At 67.5% G+C, this 24,564-nt stretch carries 20 protein-coding genes; 10 read left to right on the plus strand and 10 right to left on the minus strand.

The window, feature by feature from the left end:
• Positions 1-55 precede the first annotated feature (55 nt).
• The gene (locus KAJ83_RS05635; RefSeq protein ID WP_343221956.1) at positions 56-2,407 is read left to right on the plus strand and encodes an adenosylcobalamin-dependent ribonucleoside-diphosphate reductase; all 2,352 of its coding nucleotides are present in this window, start codon (positions 56-58) and stop codon (positions 2,405-2,407) included.
• A 67-nt stretch (positions 2,408-2,474) separates the two neighbouring features.
• Positions 2,475-3,674, plus strand: coding sequence for a DUF2125 domain-containing protein (locus KAJ83_RS05640; RefSeq protein ID WP_210681049.1), 1,200 nt, complete (start codon positions 2,475-2,477; stop codon positions 3,672-3,674).
• A 12-nt stretch (positions 3,675-3,686) separates the two neighbouring features.
• Here KAJ83_RS05640 and KAJ83_RS05645 read toward each other — a convergent pair whose 3' ends face one another.
• Genes KAJ83_RS05645 through KAJ83_RS05655 form a run of 3 tightly spaced genes read right to left on the minus strand, consistent with a single transcriptional unit; the run spans position 3,687 to position 6,714 of the window.
• Positions 3,687-4,646 carry a prephenate/arogenate dehydrogenase family protein gene (locus KAJ83_RS05645; protein WP_210681050.1) on the minus strand — a complete coding sequence of 320 codons (960 nt, stop codon included), beginning with the start codon at positions 4,644-4,646 and terminating at the stop codon, positions 3,687-3,689.
• 29 nt (positions 4,647-4,675) lie between these two features.
• Positions 4,676-5,794, minus strand: a complete 1,119-nt coding sequence (hisC, locus tag KAJ83_RS05650; protein WP_210681051.1) for a histidinol-phosphate transaminase — start codon at positions 5,792-5,794, stop codon at positions 4,676-4,678.
• Complete coding sequence (locus tag KAJ83_RS05655) at positions 5,791-6,714, minus strand: chorismate mutase (protein ID WP_210681052.1); 924 nt, start codon at positions 6,712-6,714, stop codon at positions 5,791-5,793. The genes hisC and KAJ83_RS05655 overlap by 4 nt, the downstream gene beginning before the upstream one ends.
• Positions 6,715-6,994: 280 nt before the next feature.
• On the opposite strand from KAJ83_RS05655, the gene KAJ83_RS05660 reads away from it, so the two are divergent.
• Both KAJ83_RS05660 and truA read left to right on the plus strand, forming a co-directional pair.
• Complete coding sequence (locus KAJ83_RS05660) at positions 6,995-7,912, plus strand: homoserine O-succinyltransferase (RefSeq protein WP_210681053.1); 918 nt, start codon at positions 6,995-6,997, stop codon at positions 7,910-7,912.
• 10 nt (positions 7,913-7,922) lie between these two features.
• On the plus strand, positions 7,923-8,657 hold the full coding sequence (truA, locus tag KAJ83_RS05665; protein ID WP_210681054.1) for a tRNA pseudouridine(38-40) synthase TruA: 735 nt from the start codon (positions 7,923-7,925) through the stop codon (positions 8,655-8,657).
• 34 nt (positions 8,658-8,691) lie between these two features.
• On the opposite strand, the gene mdoH is transcribed toward truA, so the two are convergent.
• From mdoH to KAJ83_RS05680, 3 genes are all read right to left on the minus strand, one after another.
• A complete protein-coding gene (gene mdoH / locus KAJ83_RS05670; RefSeq protein ID WP_246484285.1) occupies positions 8,692-10,518 on the minus strand; it encodes a glucans biosynthesis glucosyltransferase MdoH in 1,827 nt (608 codons plus the stop codon).
• A 266-nt stretch (positions 10,519-10,784) separates the two neighbouring features.
• Positions 10,785-12,020 (minus strand): MFS transporter, encoded by a 1,236-nt coding sequence (locus tag KAJ83_RS05675; RefSeq protein WP_210681056.1) that lies wholly within the window; start codon positions 12,018-12,020, stop codon positions 10,785-10,787.
• On the minus strand, positions 12,017-12,547 hold the full coding sequence (locus tag KAJ83_RS05680; protein WP_246484265.1) for a TetR/AcrR family transcriptional regulator: 531 nt from the start codon (positions 12,545-12,547) through the stop codon (positions 12,017-12,019). The genes KAJ83_RS05675 and KAJ83_RS05680 overlap by 4 nt, the downstream gene beginning before the upstream one ends.
• A gap of 198 nt (positions 12,548-12,745) precedes the next feature.
• On the opposite strand from KAJ83_RS05680, the gene metF reads away from it, so the two are divergent.
• The 3 genes from metF to metH all read left to right on the plus strand — a co-directional run bounded on the left by metF (position 12,746) and on the right by metH (position 17,509).
• Positions 12,746-13,675, plus strand: a complete 930-nt coding sequence (metF, locus tag KAJ83_RS05685; protein WP_210681057.1) for a methylenetetrahydrofolate reductase [NAD(P)H] — start codon at positions 12,746-12,748, stop codon at positions 13,673-13,675.
• A gap of 61 nt (positions 13,676-13,736) precedes the next feature.
• The gene (locus KAJ83_RS19735) at positions 13,737-14,825 is read left to right on the plus strand and encodes a homocysteine S-methyltransferase family protein (RefSeq protein ID WP_210681058.1); all 1,089 of its coding nucleotides are present in this window, start codon (positions 13,737-13,739) and stop codon (positions 14,823-14,825) included.
• Positions 14,822-17,509, plus strand: coding sequence for a methionine synthase (gene metH, locus KAJ83_RS05695; RefSeq protein WP_210681059.1), 2,688 nt, complete (start codon positions 14,822-14,824; stop codon positions 17,507-17,509). The genes KAJ83_RS19735 and metH overlap by 4 nt, the downstream gene beginning before the upstream one ends.
• Before the next feature lie 97 nt (positions 17,510-17,606).
• Here metH and leuA read toward each other — a convergent pair whose 3' ends face one another.
• Both leuA and KAJ83_RS05705 read right to left on the minus strand, forming a co-directional pair.
• Entirely contained in the window at positions 17,607-19,304 is a 1,698-nt protein-coding gene (gene leuA, locus KAJ83_RS05700; RefSeq protein ID WP_210681060.1) for a 2-isopropylmalate synthase, read from the minus strand.
• A gap of 563 nt (positions 19,305-19,867) precedes the next feature.
• Complete coding sequence (locus KAJ83_RS05705; protein WP_210681061.1) at positions 19,868-20,131, minus strand: hypothetical protein; 264 nt, start codon at positions 20,129-20,131, stop codon at positions 19,868-19,870.
• A 291-nt stretch (positions 20,132-20,422) separates the two neighbouring features.
• On the opposite strand from KAJ83_RS05705, the gene KAJ83_RS05710 reads away from it, so the two are divergent.
• The gene (locus KAJ83_RS05710) at positions 20,423-20,854 is read left to right on the plus strand and encodes a helix-turn-helix domain-containing protein (protein ID WP_210681062.1); all 432 of its coding nucleotides are present in this window, start codon (positions 20,423-20,425) and stop codon (positions 20,852-20,854) included.
• Between the two features lie 22 nt (positions 20,855-20,876).
• On the opposite strand, the gene msrA is transcribed toward KAJ83_RS05710, so the two are convergent.
• The gene (msrA, locus tag KAJ83_RS05715) at positions 20,877-21,560 is read right to left on the minus strand and encodes a peptide-methionine (S)-S-oxide reductase MsrA (protein ID WP_210681063.1); all 684 of its coding nucleotides are present in this window, start codon (positions 21,558-21,560) and stop codon (positions 20,877-20,879) included.
• 90 nt (positions 21,561-21,650) lie between these two features.
• Complete coding sequence (locus tag KAJ83_RS05720) at positions 21,651-23,165, minus strand: UbiD family decarboxylase (RefSeq protein WP_210681064.1); 1,515 nt, start codon at positions 23,163-23,165, stop codon at positions 21,651-21,653.
• A gap of 253 nt (positions 23,166-23,418) precedes the next feature.
• Between KAJ83_RS05720 and KAJ83_RS05725 the strand changes: the two genes are divergently transcribed.
• A complete protein-coding gene (locus KAJ83_RS05725; protein WP_210681065.1) occupies positions 23,419-23,790 on the plus strand; it encodes a DUF4170 domain-containing protein in 372 nt (123 codons plus the stop codon).
• Positions 23,762-24,526: a hypothetical protein gene (locus KAJ83_RS05730; RefSeq protein ID WP_210681066.1), complete on the plus strand. Its 765-nt coding sequence runs from the start codon at positions 23,762-23,764 to the stop codon at positions 24,524-24,526. The genes KAJ83_RS05725 and KAJ83_RS05730 overlap by 29 nt, the downstream gene beginning before the upstream one ends.
• Positions 24,527-24,564: the final 38 nt, after the last annotated feature.

The following is a 24,564-nucleotide window of genomic DNA, read 5'->3' on the forward strand; positions in this document are numbered from 1 at the left end:
AGCGGATGATGAACTCCGGCGTAAAAAGGGCGCGATTTCAAGAGGGTCGCCGGGCGTGCGGGACACATTCTCCAAGCGTATCTGGGACATGAAGTACCGGTTGAAGAAACCGGACGGCACGCCTGTGGACAATTCCATCGAGGGGAGCTGGGAGCGTGTCGCCGACGCGCTTGCCGCGGCGGAGGCGGAGCCGGCGGTCTGGCGGGAACGGTTCCTGGAGGCGCTGCGGGATTTCCGTTTCATGCCGGCCGGGCGCATATTGGCGGGGGCGGGCTCGCGGCGCGACGTCACCCTGTTCAATTGCTTCGTGATGGGGACGATCCCGGACAATATCGCCGGAATCTTCGACGGGCTGAAGGAAGCCGCGCGGACCCTGCAGCAGGGGGGCGGCATCGGGTACGATTTCTCCACCCTGCGGCCGCGCGGCGCGCCGGTCGGCGGGGTCGGTTCCGACGCGTCCGGTCCCGTTTCCTTCATGGAGGTGTGGGACGCGATGTGCCGAACCATCATGTCGGCCGGCTATCGCCGGGGCGCGATGATGGGAACAATGCGTTGCGACCATCCGGATATCGAGGAATTCGTGGACGCCAAGGCCGAGGCCGGGCGGCTGACGAACTTCAACATGTCGGTGCTGGCGAGCGATGCCTTCATGGAGGCGATCGACGCGGACGAGCCCTGGGACCTCGTCTTCGAGGGCAAGGTCTTCCGCACCGTGCGCGCGCGCGATCTGTGGGGCCGGATCATGCGCTCCACCTACGATCACGCGGAACCGGGGGTGATCTTCATCGACCGGATCAACGCGCGGAACAATCTGAATTATTGCGAGACGATCGCGGCCACCAACCCCTGTGGGGAGCAGCCGCTGCCGCCCTATGGCGCGTGCCTGCTGGGCTCGATCAATCTCGCGCGCTTCGTGACCGACCCGTTCGGCGACGCGGCCGCGCTCGACGAGGAGGCGATGGCCGCGACCGTCGCGACCGCCGTGCGCATGCTGGACGACGCGATCGATGTCTCGCGCTTCCCCTTGGAGGCGCAGCAGGAGGAGGCGCGGGCCAAACGGCGGATCGGCCTGGGTGTCACCGGGCTGGCGGATGCCTTCCTGATGCTGCGCGTGCGCTATGGCAGCGCGGAGTCGGTCGCCCTGACCGAACGCTGGCTCGGCCGGGTGCAGGAGGCCGCCTATGCCGCATCCAGCGATCTGGCGGCGGAGAAGGGGAGCTTCCCGCTCTATGACGCGGACGCCTTCGCCGCGTCGGAGACGGTGCGGCGCCTGCCGGAACCGGTGCGCGCGAGGATCGCGGCGCGGGGCATGCGCAACGGCCTCGTCACCTCGATCGCGCCGACGGGCACGATCTCGCTGGTGGCGGAGAATGTTTCCTCGGGGATCGAGCCGGTCTTCTCCTTCCGGGCCAAGCGCTCCGTCCTCGCCCCCGACGGCAGCCGGGAGGCGCATGACGTCGTCGATTACGCCTATCGCATATACCGCGACCTGTTCGGGGCGGAGGCCGAGGTGCCGGATTACTTCGTCGACGCCCAGACTCTGGCGCCCGACGACCATCTGGCGATTCAGGCGGCGGCCCAGCGCCATGTGGACAGTTCCATTTCCAAGACCATCAACCTGCCCGCCGACATTTCCTTCGAGGCCTTCAAGGACGTCTATGCCAAGGCTTTCGCCATGGGGTGCAAGGGCTGCACGACCTATCGACCGAACGCGGTCACCGGCGCCGTGCTGACGACCGCCGAGGAGGAGGCACCCGCGCCCGGCGAAGGTGATCCGGCGGGGTCGGTGGGACCGGCGGCCGGGGAAGGCACGGCGCCCCGCGACCCCACCCGACGTGACCATGCGCGGGCCCGCGCCGAGGGTGATATCGTCTATATGAGCGAACCGCTCGACCGGCCGTCCGCCCTGGAGGGGCGGACCTATAAGCTGCGCTGGCCGGAAAGCGACCACGCGATCTATATCACCTTGAACGATATCGAGGAGGCGGGCCGCTGGCGCCCGTTCGAGGTCTTCATCAATTCCAAGAACATGGAGCACTATGCCTGGACCGTGGCGCTGACCCGGATGATCAGCGCGGTCTTCCGGCGCGGCGGCGACGTCGCCTTCGTGGTGGAGGAGTTGAAGGCCGTGTTCGATCCGCGCGGCGGCTATTGGATGGAGGGGCGCTACGTGCCCTCGCTCCTCGCCGCCATCGGTGGGGTGATCGAACGGCATATGATCGAGATCGGCTTCCTGGGCGAGGGGGAGCGTCCCAATCTCGGCGACCCCGCCAAACGTCGCGCGGTCGCGGGGCGTCCCGGCACGGCGGGCGCCGCCGCGCAGTGCCCGCGCTGCGGCGAGGCGGGGCTGGTGCGCGAGGAGGGCTGCGACACCTGTCATAGCTGCGGCTGGTCGCGTTGTGGGTAGGCGGCGGTTTCGGCCCTCGGTTCCCGTCCTTGCGCCGGGGCGGGAGTCTTCGTAAGGCTTGTGGTCTATGATGTCGCGCCGCTCCATCCTGCTGTCGCTCGCCCTGCTGCTGATCGTCGTCGGTGGCTATTCGGCCTATTGGTGGGTCGCGGCCGACCAGGCGGGCAAGGCCATCGATCGCTGGATCGCCGATTGGCGGCGCGCCGGCTTCACGGTGGAGACCGGGGGGCGGGATCTCGGCGGGTTTCCCGGTGTCGTGGCGATCGATCTGGACAATCCGCGCGTCGTCGATCCCGAGGGGCTGTGGCACTGGCAGGGCACGCGGTTGCGGTTCGAGGTGCGCCCCTGGGCGCCGACCGAATACCGGGTCGAACTGTTCGGCACCAACCGCGTCACCGCCCCGGTCGGTGGCCAGCCCGTTCCCTTCGCGGTGGAGGCGGCGCGCGCCGTGGGCGCCGCGGGAATAACGCTCGACGGGGCGTTGCGGCGTGCCAGCCTGACCTTCGACGACATGTCGATCGAAAGTCCGGCGCTCGACCTCGAAAGTGCCGCGCGGCGAGTGGTCGCGACGCTGGAGTTACCCCCAACCCCGCCGGAGGACGCGCGGACGGCCAGCGCGGAACTGATCCTGACCGGGGAGGGGGTCCGTCTGCCGGAGCGCCATTCAGGGCCGCTCGGGCCTGAATTGGACTTGCTCTCCACCCGTCTTCTTTTGATGGGGCCGATGCCGAAGGCGGGCTTGCGCCGGGCGCTTCACGATTGGCGCGCGGCCGGCGGACGGCTTGAGACGCCATGGCTGCGGGTCGGGTGGGGGCCGCTCGGCCTCGATGCGGAAGGGGCGCTGTCACTTGATTCCGCGCTCCGCCCCGTCGGCGAGTATCGGGCGCGGATCAGCGGTTTCGAAGGGGCCATCGCCCGTTTCCGGGACGCCGGCATGATCGATCCCACCGCCGCGCGGTTGCTGGCCGGCGGCGCGCGGCTCTTCGCCAATACCGGCGCCAATGGCGGGCGCTATATCGAAATGCCGTTGACGGCGGAGGCGGGCGGCCTCTTCCTCGGTCCGATCCGGATCGCCCGGCTGGACCCGGTGCTGCCGCCACCCGCCGGGCAAGCGGCATCGGAACCCGGTCAACCGGTCCAACCGCCGGGCGCGTCCGCCCCCGACCCTGGCCCGGTGGAACGCCAGGACCTGCCCTCGATCGCCGAACCGCCCACCGTCGGCCCGAACTTCCCCGGTGGGGGCGGGCCCGATGGCGGCGGGGAATAGAGGACTATCGGTTCAGTCCTCGCCGTCCTTCTCCGTCGCGTAGAAGCGGCCGGCCTGGCCCTGTTCGACGACGCCGCGCCTAACCTCGCGGGTGCGGGTGAACCAGTCCTCCAGCTTGTCGCCCTCGCCCCAGCGGATGGCGCGTTGCAGGGCCACCAGATCCTCCTGGAAACGGCCCAGCATCTCCAGCACCGCGTCCCTGTTCATGGTGAAGACGTCGCGCCACATCACCGGGTCGGAACCGGCGATGCGGGTGAAGTCCCGGAAGCCGCCGGCGGAATACTTGATGACCTCCCGGGTCTCGACCAGGGCGTTCTCGCTCGCCCGTTCGCGCTTCAACTGGCTCTCCAGGTCGGAGGCCGTGCCGACGATGGTATAGGCGATCAAGTGCGGCAGGTGGCTGGTGATCGCCAGCACCCGGTCGTGGTGCTGGGCGTCCATCGGCTCGACCATCGCGCCGACGCCTTCCCACAGGGCGATCAGCCGCTTCAGCGCCGCCGGATCGGTGTCGGGCGCGGGGGTCACGATGCAATAGCGTTGCTCGAACAGGGTGGCGAAGCCGGCCTCCGGCCCGGAATTCTCCGTCCCCGCCACCGGGTGTCCGGGAATGCCGTGAACGCCGGCGGGAAGATGGCGCGCGAAGCTCTCCGCCACCGAGGCCTTGCAGGAGCCGACGTCGCTCACCGTCGCGCCGGGCGCGAGCACGGGCGCGATCCGCTCCAGCACCGCGTCATAGGCGCCGAGCGGGGTGCAGAGCACGATCAGGTCCGCGCCCTCGGCCGCCTCCTCGGGGCTGGCATGCACGCTGTCGAGGAAGCCGAGCTTCATGGATTGATCGCGGGTCTGCTGCGAGCGCGCATGGCCGGCGACATGGCCCGCCAGCGCCTTGCGCCGAATGGCACGGGCGAGCGAGGAGCCGATCAGTCCGAGTCCGATCAGGGCGACGCGGTCATATAGCGGCTTTTGCTGCATGGGAAACTCTTTCGAACTTGATGCGTGCTCTAGCGTTGCAGGAAGTCGGCGATGCCGTCGAGCAGCCGGGTCACCTCCTCCGACGTGCCGACGGTGACGCGTAGATAACGCGGCAGCCCATAGGCGGCCATGACGCGCACGATGACCCCACGCGACAGAAGATAGGCGTTCGCGGCGGTGGCCGTCTCCTCATCCGCGAACCCGGCGAGGACGAAGTTGCAGACCGACGGCGGCACGTCGAGGCCGAGCTGCTGCAGGGATTGCGTCAGGCGCAGGCGCTGCGCCGCGTTCTCCGCGATGGAGCGCTTGACGAAATCCTGGTCGCGCACGGCGGCGAGGCCGGCGGCCTGGGCGGCGGCGTTGATGTTGAAGGGGCTGCGCAGCCGGTTCAGCACGTCCACCACGTTGGCCGGCGCGTAGCACCAGCCGAGCCGCAGCGCCGCCAGCCCGTAGATCTTGGAGAAGGTGCGCGTCATCACCGTGTTGCGCCCGGCCTCGACCAGCCGCCGGCCGTCGTCATAGCCGTCCGCCTCGACATATTCGGCATAGGCGCTGTCGAGGACGAGCAGCACATGCTCCGGCAGGCCGGCGCGCAGACGCTCCAGGTCGCGTGCCGGGACCCAGCTTCCCGTCGGGTTGTTGGGATTGGCGACGAAGACGATCCGGGTGCGCTCCGTTACATGCGCCAGCATCTGGTCGACATCGGTGGCGAGGTTGCTTTCCGGCGCGGCCACGGGCACCGCGCCGACGGTGCGCGCGGTGATCGGATACATCAGGAAGCCGTGACGGCTGTAGAGCACCTCGTCCCCCGGCCCGGCATAGGCGCGGATCAGCAGCGTGATCAACTCGTCCGAGCCCGCGCCGCAGACGATATGGGCGGGATCCAGGCCGTGCACCGCCCCGATGGCCTGGCGCAGTTCGACCGAGCCGCCCTCCGGATAGCGGTTCAGATGCGGGGCGGCGGCGCGGAACGCCTCCACCGCCGCCGGGCTGCACCCCAGCGGGTTTTCGTTCGCCGACAGGATGGCCGGATCGTCGCCCGCCTTGTGCGTGCCGGGAACATAGAGCGGCGCGTCCATCACGCCGGGGCGCGGCATCGGCGCGCCGGTCGTCGGATCATTCTGGATGTCGGCCTGGGAACTGTTCATGATGCGTCGGGTCTCTCGGGATCAGGGGGGATGGCGGTATCTTGGTCCGGCGCTTTCGGTGCCTCCAGCGCGTCGGGGGCGGCCATGTCCTCCCGCCCCAATATTTCCGCATAGGCGCCGACGATGCTGACCCCGCGCACGACGTCGCGCACGTCGATCAATTCCAGGCGGCGGTCTCCGACCTCCACGAAATCGCCGAGCTCGATCAGATGATACCACCCGTCGTCGCGGTGCGCGGAGGCGGTGAAGCGCGGCAGGAGGTTCGCGCGTTGCAGGATGGCGTTGAGGCCCGTGCGGCTGACCGGCTCCTTCGTCTCGACCACGATCAGCGTGCGGTCGCTGCCCGTCGGCTCCAGCGCCAGATGCGCGACGGCCAGCGCGTCCTGCATCTGTCCGCGCACGCTGCCGACACCGGCGAAGGGGATGCGCATGACGATCTTCGGTGCCTCGGCGCCGGCCAGGGAGACCCACCAGGGGTCCTCCTCCCCCTCGCGCGGCATGGGCAGGACGGCGACGTCGTGCCGGCCCTCGAACAGTTGCGCCAACGCGTCGCGCTGGGTCGGATAGGCGGTCATCGGTACCTGGCTGCCGAACTGGTCGCGCGCCAGATCCCACAGCGCATGTTCCTGCGCGTTGGCGAGCACGGCGATCGAATAGCGCGCCTGCAACATGGTGAAGGCGGCGATCATCTCGTGCCACATCCGGGCAAGCGCCGCGAAGGGGAAGGGCCCCCGATGGCGCGCGGCCAACCGGCGCAGCATCGCCGCCTCGCGCGCCGGCCGGATCGGCAGGCGCATGGACGCGCCCTTCGCCTCGGCGACGTGGCGCACGGTTTCCCACCGTTTCAGCAAAAGGTCGTGAATCTGGTCGTCGATCGCGTCGATCTCGCGCCGCAGATCATCGAGATTCCGCTTGGTCATGCTCGCGTTCCCTGGTCCCGCCGGGCCCGTTGTTCCGCCCTTGGCTTCACCGCCCCGGCCGTCGTCGACCCATGAAGCGGCATTCTGAGTTAGCGCGCGCGGCGCGCGAAAGCAAAGCCTTCCTCACCTGTTCGTGACGCGCGGACGGGTGATCCCCGGCGAGTTGCATCTGGCGAAATGACGGGGCATGCATTAGGTACCCCTATGCCGACGCAGGGTGGCCCAGGTGCTTCGGGCCCCCGCCTCCCCGCGCGATTCAGGAAACAGGACAGAAGCCGCGATGCCGATCAAGATTCCCGACGACCTGCCAGCCCGCCGGAACCTCGAGGCCGAGGGCATGGTCGTCATGTCCGAGGCCGACGCGGTGCGCCAGGATATCCGTCCCTTGCGGATCGGGCTTCTGAATCTGATGCCCCAGAAGCAGAAGACCGAGACGCAGATCGCCCGTCTGATCGGCGCGACGCCGTTGCAGATCGAACTGACGCTGGTCACCACGGGGACCTATGTGCCGGGGAACGTCTCGCGTCATCATCTCTCGACCTTCTATCGGCCCTGGGAGGAGGTGCGCCATCAGAAGTTCGACGGCTTCATCGTGACCGGCGCGCCGGTCGAGACCCTGCCGTTCGAAGCGGTGAAATACTGGGACGAATTGCGCAGCATCTATGATTGGACGCAGACCAACGTCACCTCGACCCTGAATATCTGCTGGGGGGCGCAGGCGGCGCTCAAGCATTTCCACGGTGTCGAGAAGCATGAACTTCCGGAGAAGATGTTCGGCGTCTATCCACACCGGGCGGTGGACCCGACGGCAGGGCTGCTGCACGGGTTCTGCGACAAGGTGATGATCCCCGTCTCCCGCCATACCGAAACCCGGCGCGAGGAGGTGGAGGCGGCCGACGGAATCTCCATCCTGCTGGATTCGGAGGAAGCGGGCCTGTGCATGGCGGAGGACGTGGCGCGTGGCCAGATCTTCATGCTGAACCATCTGGAATATGACGCCGGGACGTTGGACGAGGAATACAAGCGCGACGTCCGGGAAGGGAAGGCGATCGCGCTGCCCAAATATTACTATCCGGACGACGACCCTGAACGAGAGCCGCCCAATGTCTGGCGCGCGCACGGCCATCTGCTGTTCGCGAACTGGATCAACAAGACCTATCAGGAAAGCCCCTTCAACTTGTCCCTGATCGGGCGGTGAGACGCCAGCCATGCGCTGGAAACTGACGGTCGAGTATGACGGCGGTCCGTTCGTCGGTTGGCAACGGCAGAATAACGGCCCCAGTGTCCAACAGGCGCTGGAAGAGGCGGTCGAGGGCTTCACGCAGGAACGTGCCCTGGTCCAGGGCGCCGGGCGGACGGATGCCGGCGTCCATGCCCTGGCCCAGGTCGCCCATGTCGATATCGCGAAGCCGGCGGACGGGCGCACGGTGCGCGACGCGCTGAACCATCATCTCGGCGCGCACCCCATCGCGGTGCTGACGGCGGAGGCGGTGGACGATGATTTCCACGCCCGGTTCTCCGCCACCGGGCGTGCCTATCTCTACCGCGTTCTGAACCGCCGCGCGCCGGCGGCGCTGACGCGCAGGCGGGTGTGGCATGTCGGCCGCGCGCTCGACGCGGACGCGATGGCGGCGGCGGCCGCGCGCTTGCTGGGCCGGCATGACTTCACCAGTTTCCGCGCCGCCGAATGCCAGGCGGACAGCCCGGTGAAGACGCTCGACCGCCTGGATGTCGCGCGCGTCGGCGAGGAGATCCACCTGATCGTCGAGGCGCGCAGCTTCCTGCACCATCAGGTGCGCAATTTCGCCGGTACGCTGAAGCGCGTCGGCGAAGGCGCCTGGACGCCGGATGACGTCGCCCGCATCCTGGCGGCCCGCGACCGCCGCGCCGCCGGGCCGACGGCCCCGGCCCACGGGCTCTATCTGACGCGGGTCGTCTACTGACGTTCTCGCGGGGCGTCTCCCCTCGCGGGGCGCCTCAGCGTGCTTCCAGCTTCGCCGTCAACGCCCGCAGGGCCGGGTTGGGTGCGCGATCCTCCGGGATGTCGCACAGACCCACCCGCCGCGACAGCCGGCCGAGCCAGGGCGAGGCGGTCAGCACCGCGAAGGGAATCGCCAGCACGAAGCTCGCCAGCAGCGGGCTGGCCCAGGGCAGGACGGCGGGCACCTTCACGGCCAGCACGGCGCCGAGCGCGAGACCGAAGAGCGTCTGCGGCCAGAGGCCGCGCGTCGCCTCCCCCCAGCCGAGCGCCTGGCCCTCGCGCCGTTGCGCGCCCCAGCCCATCTTGCGGCCGAGCAACAGGCCGATGATGAAGCGGGCCTGGGCGAAACTGACCGCCGGGGCCAGCAGGGCGGAGGTCACGATTTCCGTGACCGAGCCCAGCGCGACCCGCGCGGTCCCGCCATAGCGGCGGCGTTGGCGCCGGCTGACCATCACGTCCAGCATGCCCATTAGCTTGGGCATCAGGCTCATGACCAGGACGGTGACGAAGAGCGCGAGGCCGAGATCGAGCGGAAAGCCGCCGACCTCCGGAAAGAAGGCGTGCGCCGCGCCGATCGTCAGGAAGGCCATCCATCCCGGCGCGCCGGCATACATAAGGATCGCGAGCGCGAGTTGGAGCCGGCTCATCGCCGCGACGCCGGGCAGGCGCATGAGCCAGAGATACTGCATGTTGCCCTGGCACCAGCGCAGGTCCCGCTTGATGAAATCGGGCAGGCTGTGCGGGTTTTCCTCCCAGCTCTCGTCCTCCTCGGCGATCACGCGCACCTCGTAACCGGCGCGGCGCATCAGCACCGCCTCCACCTGATCGTGGCTCAGGATGTCGCCGGAGAGGACATGGCGGCCGGGAATCGTCGGCAGGTCGCAATGGTCGCGGAACGGGCGGATGCGGATCGCGGCGTTATGTCCCCAGAAGGGGCCGCAATCGCCCTGCCACCAGGCGCTGCCGGCGGTATAGGTGCGCATGCCGTGGCGCATGCCGAACTGAAAGGTGCGGGAGAAGAAGCTGGGGGACGGCATGCCGACCACCAGCCCCTGAAGGATGCCGATGCGCGGGTTCGCCTGCATCACCCGCACCATCCGGGCCAGCGCTCGGGCCGACATCAGGCTGTCCGCGTCGAACGGCAGGAACAGATCGTATCGATCGCCGCAGCGCTGGACGAATTCCCAGACATTGCCGGCCTTGAAGCCCTCGTTGCTCGTGCGGCGGCGGTAATGGATGCGGCCGCCCGATGCGTCCGGGTCGCCGATCGCCTGGCGCCAGGCATCGACGGCGGCTTCCTCCGCCGCGCCGATGGCGGCATCGGTCGTGTCGCTCAACACATGGAAATCGAATCGATCGCCAAGGCCCGCGGCGTCCAGATCCTCCTGCACCACGCGCAGCCGCGCGACGGCATAGCTCGGGTCCTCGTTGCGCACGGTCATGGCGATGGCGGAGCGATAGGTGATCGGATCGCTGTCCGAGGCGTTGGCCAGCGCGGGCGTGACATAGGCGGCCGGATCGCGCGCCAGCACATGGATCGCGAAGCCGATCAGCGCGTTCCAGAGCCCGATCGACAACCAGGGAAGCGTCATCGCGAAGCAGGCGAGCATCACGATTTCCCCGACACTCCACCCGCCGCTGCCGAGAATGGCGCTCATCAAGGCGATCAGCGCGCCGATCGTGACGAGGTTGAGGAAGAGCACCAGCAGACGCCGCCAACGATAGGGACGCCACGCCTCGGCCACGCGGTCTCCCCGCTCGAAGGCGGTCAGCGGGGCGTCCATCCCCCGGTCGACGGCCCGGGTCCCTTGATCGACGTCCATCACGATGGTCCTGCTCCTCTTCACGCGCGGTAAGTCCTGACGCATCCCGCTTTCCGTTCCGGCGGGTGGCGTCGGGTGTCAACGATCGTCGTTATGTGTGTACGCAGGCGGCGCCGTGTCAGACCTCCGCACGGTCTTGTGAGAAATATTTACGGATATCCGCAAGCCATGCCGACCCGCATCGCGTTAATACGCAGGCCAGTGCCTCCAGTGCATCCGGAGGCTCGGGGGCATCATGGGGCACGTCATCGGGCGCGTGGTCCCTATCAATGGCATTCCCCCATGATGGCCGATGCATGGGACCGGCATCTCGCCAACGCGGCCGTCATGCCGAGGGTGGCGAAGGTAAGGACGGCGGGGTCCGCGCCGAGCCCGTCCATCAGGATTCCGAAGAGGGGCGCGCCGATGGTTTGGCCGATGGCGATGGTGAGAAAGCCGACCATCAGTCCCGTGGCGGGGCGGTGGGGCAGCGCGGAAACGCCCCAGATCAGATAGATGCCCGTCAGCATCACATAGGCCGCGCCGAACAGCGCCCCGCCGATCAGGGCCGATGCCGGGGTCGCCGCGGCGGACCCGGCGGCCACCATGCCGGACGCCATGATCCCGAGAAACGTCAGGTGAAGCCGGTTGATCCCGAAGCGGGATACGAGTCCACCGGCCCAGGCGCCGGCGATTCCGGCCGTGCCGATGGCGGTCCAGAAGATACCGATGCCGCGCGCGTCCCAGCCGAACCTTAGGGAAAGCAACTGGCCGCCGAAGGACCAGAGGGCCGTGCTGGCCGCCCCCATGAGGAACGCGGCGGCGATCAGCCGCGCCAGGTCGTCAGTGAGCGTCGGCAGGCCACGCGCCGGGCGAGGATCGCGTCGCGCGCCATTTCTCCCAACGTCATTCTGGCGTTCCGGCTGGCGTTCCGGCTGGCGTTCCGGTTTCGGCCCGACATCCCGTCGGGATGGGGTGCGCGGGACGGACCGCGCCGTGGCCACCGCCAAGCCGAGCGCGAGGACGGCGAAGGCGGCGAAGGCCAACCGCCACTGACCCGTGATCATCAGGGCCACGGGACCGGACAGCGCGACGCCCGCGCTGGTCCCGGCATTGATCGCGCTATTGGTTGCATCCCGCCGGTCCCGGCGCACGACGGCGGATACCGCGGCCGCCATCGGCGGGGAGGCGAGCCCCGTGCTCGACCCCGCGATCATCACGGCGGCGGCGAGCCAGACGGCGTTCGGCGCCATGGCGATGCCCGCCATGCCCACGGCGGCCACGAGGGCGGCCCCGACGGCTACGGCACGCGCGCCCATCCGCTCCGTCAGGGAGGCGGAGGCGATGATGGCGAGGCAATAGCCGAGGAACGAGCCCCCCGCGATCGCCCCGGCGAGCGTCGACCCGAGGCCGAGATCGGCATCGATGCGGGGCAGGAAGAGACCGAAGGCGAAGCGGGCGAAGCCGTAACAGACCGCGATCAGGCCGAAGCCCACGGCGCCCAGGCGGAATGCCGGGCTCATGACCGCGTCCGCGCGATCAGGGACGCCGCCGCCGCCCGCGCCGCCATGACGGCGCGCGGGCCCCGATAGACGGATGCCGCGGTCGCCCCCTCGACCAGGACCAGCACCTGCTCCGTCAGCGCCGGATCGCCGTGCCCTCCGAGATCGGCCGTCACGATCTCGTCGATACGCTTGTGGAACGCCGCCTTGTGCGCCGCGACGGCCTGGGCCACCTCGGGCAGGTCTCCCCCTGTTTCGCCCCGGGCACGCAGGAAAAGGCATCCCCGCGCGCCTTCCGTCCGAACCCAATCCTCCAGCGCCACGAACAGCGCGTCCACGCTCCGAACGTCGAGGTGCCGCATGAAACGGCGGTCCCGCTCGCCCAGAACGTCGGCCATGAGGGCAGCCTTGCCCCCGGTGTGCTTGTAGAGCGTTCGGCTGGACATGCCGGCGGCCGCGGTCAGGCGGTCCATGCCGGTGGCCATGAAACCGTGCCGATCGAACAGGGCTTCCGCAGCGGTAATGATCTTGGCTTTGGCTGTCATCATGAGTCGGAATGTAAAACGATCGTTTTACATTTTCAAGCCCCCTGAGATTCTGCCGATAACGAAACCATCATATAAAGATATCTTGATATTGTTCTGAGGTTTTGGTATGCAGGAGTCCGAAGGGGCGCCCGGATAAGGGCTCGCCTAGGGCAAGGCCCGCAGGGGACGAGCAGGGGACGAAAGGATCAGGGGATGAGCATGCCTACCAATCTTGCGGAAAAGCGCACGGCCGCCCGTGGCGCGGGTCGGACGGCGCGCGGCGGCGCGGGTCCGCGTGTTTCCTTCGAGTTTTTTCCCCCGAAGACCGACAAGGCGGGTGCCTCGTTGGAGGAGGCGATCCGGGGGCTGGCTCCGCTTGCCCCGCAATTCATGACGGTGACCTACGGTGCCGGCGGCAGCACGCAATCCGTGACCCGGCAATGGGTCGACCGGGTGGCGGAGCTGGGCGGCACGCCGGTCGGTCATCACCTGACCTGTGTCGGGGCCACGCGCGCGGAGATCGACGCCTTGGCGCGGAGCCTTTGGAACGACGGCATCCGTCATATCGTGGCGTTGCGCGGCGACCCGCCCCAGGGCACCACGCGCTATGAACCGCACCCGGACGGCTATGCCTTCGCCGCCGATCTGGTGGAGGGGCTGCGCCGCGTCGCCGATTTCGAGATCAGCGTCGGCGCCTATCCCGAGGTTCATCCGGAGGCCGCCAGCGCCGCCGCCGACATGGACAATCTGAAGCGCAAGCTGGATGCGGGCGCGACCCGCGCCATCACGCAGTATTTCTTCGACGTGGAGACGTTCCTGCGCTTCCGCGACCGGGCGCACGCGGCCGGGATCACCAAGGAGATCGTGCCCGGCATCATCCCGGTGACGAATATCGAGAGCCTGATCCGCTTCAGCGAGGCCTGCGGGGCGACCGTCCCGCGCTGGCTGACCGACCTGTTCGACGGCCTTCAGGAGGACCCGGAGACCCGGCAGATGATCGCCGCCTCCGTCGCGATCGAGCAATGCACGCGGCTCCAGGCCGAGGGGGCGGACAGCTTCCACTTCTACACCCTCAACCGGGCGAACGTGACGCGCGCGGTGTGCCATGCGCTCGGCGTGCGCGCCTCGGCGGACAAGGTCGCGGCCTGAAATCGGCGCGTCGTCTTCACCGCGCGTTCCGACACGGCCAAGAACGAAGGATAAGAAATAGATGACAGATCGAAGCGAGCGCGAGGCGGCCCTTCGCCGGCGCGCGGACTCCGAAATCCTGATGCTCGACGGTGCCATGGGCACGATGATCCAGGAACTGGATCTGAGCGAGGAAGATTACCGTGGCGAGCGGTTCGCCGATCACGACCATGACCTGCGCGGCAACAACGATCTGCTGACGCTCACCCGGCCGGAGGCGATCCAACGCATCCACGAGGACTTCCTGGAGGCCGGCGCCGATATCCTAACCAGCAATACCTTCAACGCCAACCGAATCAGCCAAGCCGACTACGCGTTGGAGGAATTGAGCCGGGAATTGAATGTCGAGGCGACGCGGATCGCCCGCGCCGCCGCCGACAAGGTGACGGCCCGGGACCCGGACCGGCCGCGCTTCGTCGCCGGTGCCCTGGGGCCGACGAACAAGACCGCCTCGATCTCGCCCGACGTCAATGATCCCGGCTTCCGGGGCGTCACCTTCGACGAACTGGTCGCGGCCTATGCCGAGGCGACGGAGGGGCTGATCGAGGGCGGCGCCGATCTGATCCTGATCGAGACCATCTTCGACACGCTGAACGCCAAGGCCGCGATCTTCGCGGTGGAGAAGGTCTTCGCCGATCAGGGCGTGCGGTTGCCGATCATGATCTCCGGCACCATCACGGACCGGTCCGGCCGGACGCTGACCGGCCAGACGCCGGAGGCCTTCTGGATTTCGATCAGCCATGCGCGCCCCTTCTCCGTCGGGCTCAATTGCGCGCTCGGCGCGAAGGAACTGCGCCAGCATGTGAAGTCGATCGCCGGCGTCGCGGACACACTGGTCTGCGCCTATCCGAATGCCGGCCTGCCGAACGAGTTCGGCGGCTATGACGAGACGCCGGAGCAGATGGCCGAGGCGCTGGGCAAATGGGCCAAGGACGGGCTCGTCAACATCACCGGCGGCTGTTGCGGCACCACGCCGGATCACATCCGCGCCATCGGCGAGGCGGTGCGCCAGCACCGGCCGCGCAAGATTCCGGAAATCGCCCCGGCGCTTCGTCTCTCCGGGCTGGAGCCGTTCGAGGCGGGGTCCATCGAAGCGGGAGAAGCGGCATGAGCACGGCGATTTCCAGCTTCATCAATGTCGGCGAGCGCACGAACGTCACCGGATCGGCCCGCTTCAAGAAGCTGATCATGGGGGGCGATTATCCGACCGCCCTCGAGGTCGCGCGCCAGCAGATCGAGAACGGCGCCCAGATCATCGACGTCAACATGGACGAGGGGCTGCTGGATTCGAAGGAGGCCATGGTCACCTTCCTCAATCTCGTCGCCGCCGAGCCGGATATCAGCCGCGTGCCGGTGATGATCGACAGCTCCAAATGGGAGGTGATCGAGGCCGGGTTGAAATGCGTCCAGGGCAAGGCGGTGGTGAACTCCATCAGCCTGAAGGAGGGCGAGGAGAGCTTCCTGGAGCAGGCGGACCTGCTGCGCCGCTATGGCGCCGCCGTCGTCGTCATGGCCTTCGACGAGGAAGGCCAGGCGGACACGGCCGACCGGAAGTTCGAGATCTGCAAGCGCTCCTACGACCTGCTGGTCGAGAAGGCCGGCTTCCCGCCGACGGATATCATCTTCGACCCCAATATCTTCGCCGTCGCTACCGGCATCGAGGAGCACGACAACTACGCCGTCGACTTCATCGAGGCGACGCGCCGGATCAAGCAGGCCATGCCGCTGGTCCATATCTCGGGCGGCGTCTCCAACATCTCCTTCAGCTTCCGGGGCAACAATCCGGTGCGCGAGGCGATGCACTCCGCCTTCCTCTATCACGCCATCAAGGCGGGAATGGACATGGGCATCGTCAATGCGGGCCAGATCACGGTCTATGACGATATCCCGGAGGAGCTGCGCGAGCATGTCGAGGACGTGCTGCTGAACCGCCGGTCGGATTCGACGGAGCGGCTGCTGGCCATCGCCGACAAGTACAAGGGCGACGGCGAGGCGCAGAAGAAGGAAGACCCCAAATGGCGCGAGGCGGAGGTGAACGAACGCATCCGCCATGCGCTGGTCCACGGCATCACCGACTATATCGTCGACGACACCGAGGAGGCGCGCCAGAAGGCCGAGCGGCCGCTGCACGTCATCGAGGGGCCGTTGATGGACGGCATGAACGTCGTCGGCGACCTGTTCGGCGAGGGCAAGATGTTCCTGCCCCAGGTGGTGAAGAGCGCGCGCGTCATGAAGACCGCCGTCGCGCATCTGATCCCCTTCATGGAGGCGGAGCAGGAAGCCTCCGGCGTCAAGCAGGCCAAGGGCAAGATCCTGATGGCCACGGTGAAGGGCGATGTCCACGACATCGGCAAGAACATCGTCGGCGTCGTGCTGCAATGTAATAACTACGACGTGGTCGATCTCGGCGTCATGGTGCCGACGGAGAAGATCCTGGAGACCGCGCGCGAGGAGAAGGTGGATGTGATCGGCCTCTCCGGCCTGATCACGCCGAGTCTCGACCGCATGGTCGATGTCGCGGCGGAACTGACGCGCGAGGGTTTCGACATCCCGTTGCTGATCGGCGGGGCGACCACCAGCAAGAAGCACACCGCGATCAAGATCGAGCCCGAATACGCCCATGGCGTCATCCATGTGGACGATGCCTCGAAGGCGGTGGGCGTGGTCTCCAACCTGCTCTCCAAGGAGCGGCGGGGCGACTATCTGAAAGGCATCGCGGAGGATTACGCCCGCGTGCGCGAGGGCCGCGCGACCGAGAAGGAGGGCACCGGCGTCACCATCGCGCAGGCGCGGGAGAACGCCTTCGACGGCGGCTGGGCGGACTATGCCCCGCCGGAACCGGCGATGCTGGGGGAGAAGATCTTCGCCTCCTACGATGTCGGGGAACTGGTCGACTATATCGACTGGACCCCTTTCTTCCATGCGTGGGAGATGAAGGGCAGCTATCCCAAGATCCTCGACGATCCGGAGAAGGGGGCCGTCGCGCGCGAACTGAACGACGCCGCCCAAGCGATGCTGAACCGTATCGTCGACGAGAAATGGTTCCGTCCGCGCGCGGTACTCGGTCTCTGGCCGGCCAACGCGGTCGGCGATGATGTGGAAATCTATACCGACGAGAGCCGCGAGCAGGTGCGCGCGCGCTTCCACATGCTGCGCCAGCAGAGCAAGAAGACGGGCTCGCGCCCGAACTACGCGCTTTCCGACTTCATCGCGCCGAAGGATAGCGGGCGCGCGGACTGGATGGGCGGCTTCGTCGTTTCCGCCGGCGAGGAGGTGGATACCATCGCCAAGCGCTACGAGGAGGCGAACGACGACTACAGCGCCATCATGGTCAAGTCGCTCGCCGACCGGATCGCGGAGGCCTTCGCCGAACGCATGCATGAGCGCATGCGCCGGGAGTTCTGGGGCTATGCAGCCGACGAGGCGCTGGCGAACGACGCCCTCATCGCGGAGAAGTACCGGGGTATCCGCCCGGCGCCCGGCTATCCGGCCTGCCCGGACCACACGGAGAAGCGTATCCTCTTCGATCTGCTGGGCGCGCCCAAGGCCGCCGGCGTCACCCTGACCGAGAGTTGCGCCATGTGGCCGGCCGCCGCCGTCTCCGGCTTCTATTTCAGCCACCCTGAAAGCCGCTATTTCGGCGTCGGGCGCATCGGCCGGGATCAGGTCGAGGATTACGCCGCGCGCACGGGCATGAGCATGGCCGAGGTCGAGACATGGCTTTCCCCCAGCCTCGCCTACACGCCGGAACGCCCGAAGCAGGCCGAGCCGGAAAAGCAGCGCAAATCCGCTTGAGGCACGAAAAAGCCCGCCCCCTTGCCGGTGTGCCTGTTCGGCGACCGGGAAGGGGGCGGGCTTTCGATTCGGCCCGTATCGGGAAGAGGGTCGGCGGTTATTCCGCCGCCTTCAATTCCTCCTGGCGGCGATGGGCGCGGTTGACGGCACAGGTGACGGCCATGAGCGAGGCGGTCACGATATTCTTGTGCCGCCCGACGCCGAACAGCCGCTCGCCGTCGCCGGTGCGGGTCTCGACATAGGCGACGGCGGTCGCGTCCGCGCCGCCCCCGACCGCGTGTTCCGAATAGTCGGTGACGGTGATCTCGACCCCGGCCTCGTCCTTCAACGCGTTGACATAGGCGTCGATCGGCCCATTGCCCCGGCCGTGAATCTCGATTTCCTGACCGTCCCGCGTCACCATGGCGGTGAGGCTGCGCACCTCGGAGGCGTGCGTCTCGGCCGTGGTCCGGTGATTGATGAAGCTAAAGGGCGTGGTGTTGGCCAGGAACTCGCCCTCGAAGCTGTCCCAGATCATGGCGGAGGTGATTTCCTTCCCCGTCTCGTCCGCGATGCGCTGGACGACATTGGAGAATTCGATCTGCAGATTGCGCGGCATGCGGATGCCGTAGTCGGTCTCCATGATATAGGCGACGCCGCCCTTGCCGGACTGGCTGTTGACGCGGATCACCGCCTCGTAGGAGGAGCCGACATCCTTCGGATCGACCGGCAGGTAAGGGACGTCCCAGGCGCCGGAATTGCTCTCCCGCACCGCGCGCAGGCCCTTGTTGATGGCGTCCTGGTGGCTGCCGGAGAAGGCGGTGAAGACCAGATCGCCGGAATAGGGGTGGCGCGGATGGACCGGCAGTTGGTTGCAGTATTCCGCCACCTTGCGCATCGCCGGGATGTCGGAGAAGTCGAGATGAGGGTCCACGCCAGTCGCGACCATGTTCATGCCCAGCGTCACGATATCGACATTGCCCGTGCGTTCGCCATTGCCGAACAGCGTGCCCTCGACCCGGTCGGCGCCGGCCATCTGGGCGAATTCCGCCGCCGCGACGCCGGTGCCCCGGTCGTTATGCGGATGGACCGAGAGGATCAGCGAGTCCCGCCGGGTGAAGCGCCGGTGCATCCATTCGATCATGTCGGCGAAGATGTTGGGCATCGCCACCTCGACCGTCGCCGGCAGGTTGATGATGCATTTATTGTCCGGCGTCGGCTGCCAGACATCCATCACCGCCTCGCAGACCTCCAGCGCGTAGTCGATCTCGGTCTGGGTGAAGCTTTCGGGTGAATATTGGAAGACCCAGTCGGTGTCCGGGTACTTCCGTGATTCCGCTAGTACCTTCGTGGCGCCGTCGACGGCGATCCGCTTCACCCCGGCCTTGTCCATGTTGAAGACCACGCGGCGCTGGGCGACGGAGGTAGAGTTATAGACATGCACGACGGCGCGGCGCGCGCCTTGCAGCGCCTCGAAGGTGCGCTCGATCAACTCGTCGCGCGCCTGGGTCAGGACCTGAACCGTCACGTCCTCCGGGATCAGGTTCTGTTCGATCAATTCGCGGCAGAAGCGATAGTCGGTATCGGAGGCCGCGGGGAAGCCGATCTCGATCTGCTTGAACCCCATCGAGGTCAGCAGCTTGAACATGCGGTGCTTGCGTTCCGGCCCCATGGGCTCGATCAGCGCCTGGTTGCCGTCGCGCAGATCGACGGAGCACCAGATCGGCGCGCGGTCCACGACCTTGCTTGGCCATTGGCGGTCCGGGATGTCGATGCGTTCGTACATCCGGTATTTGTCGACAGGCATGCGTTTCATTGGACGTCGTTCCCTCGTTCCCGCGTCGCGCGCCCGGCCTTGGGGCCGGGTCTCGTTCCTTGACCCGGAGGCCCTTGACCCGGAGGCTATGCCAAGCGCTTCGGCGACGCGCAATCCTTCCATTCGATATGTGGGCTATGCGACCCGTCAAACAGCCGCCGGCGGCCGCGATCCATCCCGGCGGCTGCCCGTAAGTCGTAGCGTCGGCGCGCGCATGCGTGATCCGGGGGCGCGGTCGGGGAAGGAAATCTGGAAGTGGGTTGTCATTTTCGGATCTTCTCGGCGCTGGGGAAAAGCGATCTCGGCTGGATGCGAGACCGGCCTGCTCGGGCGGTGGATTTCGGCAAGGGCCGGCGGCCCCGCGCCCACCGTCAGAGTAGGCCGAGAAGAAGTCGCTCCGGAAGGAGCGCATATTCGCGTGCGGCGATCATGGCGTAAAAGCTACCGGCCTCCCGCCGGATGGTCAAGCGGCCATGCGCGGGGTCATCGGGGCGCGGGCCGTCGGGGTGTCCCGGACCATCGGGTGGGAGGCCGGTAGGAGAGGCCGGATAGGGCGCGTCTTCTCAGCGCCCCCGGATATTCATCACCTCTACCGAGGCGTCGGCATGCGCGCGGGTCAGGCGGTAGAGGTCGACCGGGTCGGTCACGAATTCCTCGTGCCCCGGATAGCGCACGCGATACATCAGCCGCGCCGCCCAATCGAGTGTCCGGGCCTTCAGCGCATTCGGCAGCCGGGCCGCGCCCTCGTGCCGGGCGAAGGTGACCTCGTCGCGATAGCCCCCGTGCGGGCCGACCAGGATCAGGCTGTTCGTCATATCGTACATCATGGGACCGCCCTCCTTTCATCGTCTGTCGCGCCGACCGGACGCGTCTCGCGACATGTTCCGGGCCGGGCGGGTGCGGTGTTTGGCGCACCCAGTGCGCCTTGCTGATGAAGATATACGCGCACATTGTGCGCATTTCAAGATTAAATGCGCACCCTGTGCGCGCTTGCTTCATAAAACTGTCATAGAAAGCATCTATATCGGCATTGACCGGCCGGTGGCGCTGGGCCAAATCCGAGGCGAACCGGTACATGGCCGTTACCGGGCGTCGCAACCGTGGACGAGAGTCAGGATATGGAACCCGAGGATTTCCGGCGTTGGCGCAAGAGCCTGGGTCTGTCGCAGAAGGACGCGGCCCATGCGCTCGGCCTCAAGCGGCGGGTCGTGCAATATTACGAGAAGGGCGAGCGCGACGGGAAGGATCTGGAGATTCCGCGTTATGTGCGCCTCGCCTGCGCCGCGCTGACCGCCGGGATTCGGGATTTCCACGGCCCGCCCGGATCGGTGGGGGAAAAGGACCTGCCGAAGAAGGTGCGCAAGGGCGCGAAGAAGGCCGCCAAGGACGGCAGGGAAGAACCCAAGACCGACACCACCGACACCACCGCCGCCGTCGTCATGGCGCCGGAGGCGGCCGAGGCCGCCATCTATGACAGCGACGACGAAGAGGATGTCGTGGACGTCGTCGTGAAGGCCGACGGCCCGGTCGAAGGCGCGGACACCGCGTGACGGCACGCGCGGCGGGGTGCGATTACTCCGCCGCCGGTGACTCCGTTCCGTCCCGGTCGGCGGCGGGCATCGGACAGGCGACGCCCGTCCCGCCCAGGCCGCAATAGCCCATGGGGTTCGCGGCCAGATATTGCTGATGCGCCGCCTCGGCGTAGTAGAAGGTCCGGTCGCGCGCGATCTCGGTCGTTATAGCGCCCTGGCGGTGCCGGCCCAGCGCCTTGGCATAGGCGTCGCGGGACTCCAACGCCATATGCTCCTGCGCCGCCGTCGTCGTATAGATGGCGGAGCGATATTGCGTGCCGACATCGTTGCCCTGCCGGCTGCCCTGGGTCGGATCGTGCCCTTCCCAGAAAATCTTCAGCAGCGTCGCGAAGCTTATGCGGGCCGGATCGTGGACCACCAGAACGGCCTCCGTGTGGCCCGTCCGGCCGGTGCAGGTCTCCTCATAGGTTGGGTTGGGCGTATGGCCGCCAGCATAGCCGACCGCCGTCACATGCACGCCCGGTTGCGTCCAGAACAGCCGTTCCGCCCCCCAGAAGCAGCCCATGGCGAACAGCACGCTTTCCGTCCCCTCGGGGAAGGGCGGTTTCAGCGCCTTGCCGGTGACGCGATGGCGCTCCAGCGTCGGGATCGCCTGGGCACGGCCTTCAAGCGCCTCTTCCGGCGTGGGCATCGTCAGTTTGGTGGAATCCTTCAGGAACCACATGGGGTGTCTCCTTGTCGCGGCGGCTTGCGCGCGTCTCGTCCCATAGATGTCGGTCGGTCGGCTTTCCGATCAAGGGGGAGGGCGGGCACCTTACCAGATGGATTTACCGCCGCCGGGCAGGCCCAGGTCGCCCCACATGGCATCGATCTTCTCGACCACCGCGCGGTCCATCTCGATCTTACGGCCCCATTCGCGCTTGGTCTCGGGCGGCCATTTGTCGGTGGCGTCGAAGCCGACCTTGGAGCCGAGGCCGCTCTCCGGACTGGCGAAATCGAGATAGTCGATCGGCGTGTTCTCGATCACCGTCATGTCGCGCGCCGGGTCCATGCGCGTCGACATGGCCCAGACCACATCCTCCCATTTGCGGGCATCGATGTCGGCATCCACGACGATCACGAACTTGGTGTACATGAACTGGCGCAGATAGGACCACGCGCCCATCATCACGCGCTTCGCATGGCCGGGATAGGCCTTCTTCATGGCGATCACGGCGACGCGATAGCTGCACCCCTCCGGCGGCAGCCAGAAATCCACGATCTCCGGGAACTGCTGTTGCAGCAGGGGGATGAAGACCTCGTTCAGCGCCTCGCCCAGGATCGAGGGTTCGTCCGGCGGCCGTCCGGTGAAGGTGGAGAGATAGATCGGCTTCCGGCGCATGGTGATGGCGCTGACCTTGAAGACCGGGAAGCTCTCCACGGAATTGTAATAGCCGGTATGGTCGCCGTAAGGCCCCTCGTCGCCATGCTCGTCCAGCATGACATGGCCTTCCAACACGATCTCCGCTTCGGCCGGGACCTTCAGCGGCACGGTCTTGCAATCGACCAGGTCGACCTTGCGACCGCGCAGCAGGCCCGCGAACTGATATTCGCTCAACGTGTCGGGAACGGGCGTCACGGCGGCCAGGATGGTGCCGGGATCGGCGCCCAGCACGACGGCGGCGGGCAGGGGCTCCGGCTTGCTTTCCTTCCAGCGGCGGTAATGCTGCGCGCCGCCGCGATGCTTCAGCCAGCGCATCAGGGTCGTGTCCCGCCCCGTCACCTGCATGCGATAGATGCCGAGATTGAAGACGTCCGACTTGTCGCCCTTCGGATCGGGACCTTGCGTCACCACCAGGGGCCAGGTGATCAGCGGCGCCGGTTCCCCCGGCCAACAGGTCTGGATCGGCAGGCGGGCGAGGTCGATGTCCCCGCCGGTCAGCACCACCTCGTGCACCGGTGCGCGGCCGCCGATCGTGCGCGGCTTCATCGCCATCACGGTCTTGAGCAGGGGCAGCATGTCCCAGGCCTCCCGGAAACCGCCCGGCGGCTCCGGCTGGCGCAGGAAGGCGAGGGTCTCGCCGACCTCGCGCAACTGGTGCGGCTCGCGCTCCATGCCCCAGGCCACGCGCTCGACCGACCCGAAGAGATTGACCAGCACCGGCATATCGGAGGCCGTGCCGTCCGCGCGCACCGGGTTCTCGAACAGCACGGCCGGCCCGCGCTCGGCCAGCAGGCGGGTCTGGATCTCGGTCATCTCCAGCACGGTGGAGACGGGCTTGCTGACGCGCACGAGCCGGTCGGCACGTTCGAGCCGGTCGATGAAATCGCGCAGGCTGGCGAAGGGCATGGGCCGCCTCCTCCTGATTCGTTCGCGTCGGCCGCCCCGTGCGAGGGGCACGGCGGGCCAAGCCGTCGGGGTGAGGTAGCGCGCGCCGTGCCCTCCGGCAAGCGAGCGTATCAGGGTCGGGCCCCGGTCGGCATGCGAATTCGCGGGCGCGCGCCGCTTCCAATTTCGACGGATTTCGCTAGGGTGCGGCGAATGGAACCCAACGCCCGCGCGGCCCCGGCCGGGACCGGGCGCTTGCCAGCGAGGAGGCAGCATGTCCGAGCAATATTGGGTCGTGGGCGGCCGCTATACCGATACCAGCTTCTCCGAATTGGAGCCGGGAGAGAAGGAAACCCGCCTCGGCCCCTTCGCCACCCACGATCAGGCCAACGCGGTCTGGCGCGCCAAGGCGATGGAGACGGTGGACGAAGCCTATGCCCGCTTCCATATCGAACGCGAGCGTCACGACGAGTTCTGGGTCGTCGGCGGCGAATATACCGATACCGATTTCCAGGCCATGAAGCCGGGGACCGAAGAGCGGCTCGGCCCCTATTCGCGCTATGAGGACGCGGAGAAGGTCTGGAAGCAGAAAAGCATGGCCGCGATCGACGATGCCTATGTCCGATACCGTATCGACCAGCAGTGAAACCGGCGGCGCCGAGACCGGGGACGCGCGCGCCCACCTGTTGCACCGCGCGCGCAACTATCCCTACGCCGCGCCGGAACACAGCTATATCTACACCGCCGAGGGCATCCGTGCCTTCGACCCCGACGCGCGGGCCGGGCGGACGCCGGTGCTCGCCATCGGGTCGAACCGCGCGCCGGAGCGGCTGAAGCAGAAATTCGGCCACGACCCCGCGCATAGCATCCCGGTCCAACGCGCGCGGCTGCATAATTTCGACGTCGTCTTCTCCGCCCATATCACCAGCTACGGCGCGGTGCCGGCGATGCTGCAGGTCTCCCCCGGGACGGCCGTGGAAATCTGGGTCACATGGCTCAGCGACGATCAACTGCCCGTCATGCATGAAACGGAGTTGGGCGCGGCCAATTACCATTACGCGGAACTGGCCGGCGTGAAGCTCCAGATGGAGGATGGGAAGGTCGAACGCTCGGCCTTCGCCTATATCTCCCAGCGCGGGCACATGGTGCATGAGGGCAGGGCGCTGGCGCTCGCCGACGTGCCGGCGGCGGGCCGGCGCTATGCCGCGGCGACGACGGGCGAGGCGCTGGAGCATGTGCGCGCCCGTGTCGGCGCGCACGATCATGTCTCCGACGATTGGATCGCGCGGCTGGTGGAGGACCCGGCCTACCGCCGGGGCGTCACCGATACGATCGCCGCCGATTGCATCGCGATGCAGCACCCCTTCCGGATCATCGAATAGGCCGTGCCCCCGTGATCCGGCAGGGATCGGGCGGGCCG

The sequence above is a fragment of the Marivibrio halodurans genome (assembly GCF_017963645.1).
GTDB classification, from domain to species: domain Bacteria; phylum Pseudomonadota; class Alphaproteobacteria; order UBA8366; family Aestuariispiraceae; genus Marivibrio; species Marivibrio halodurans.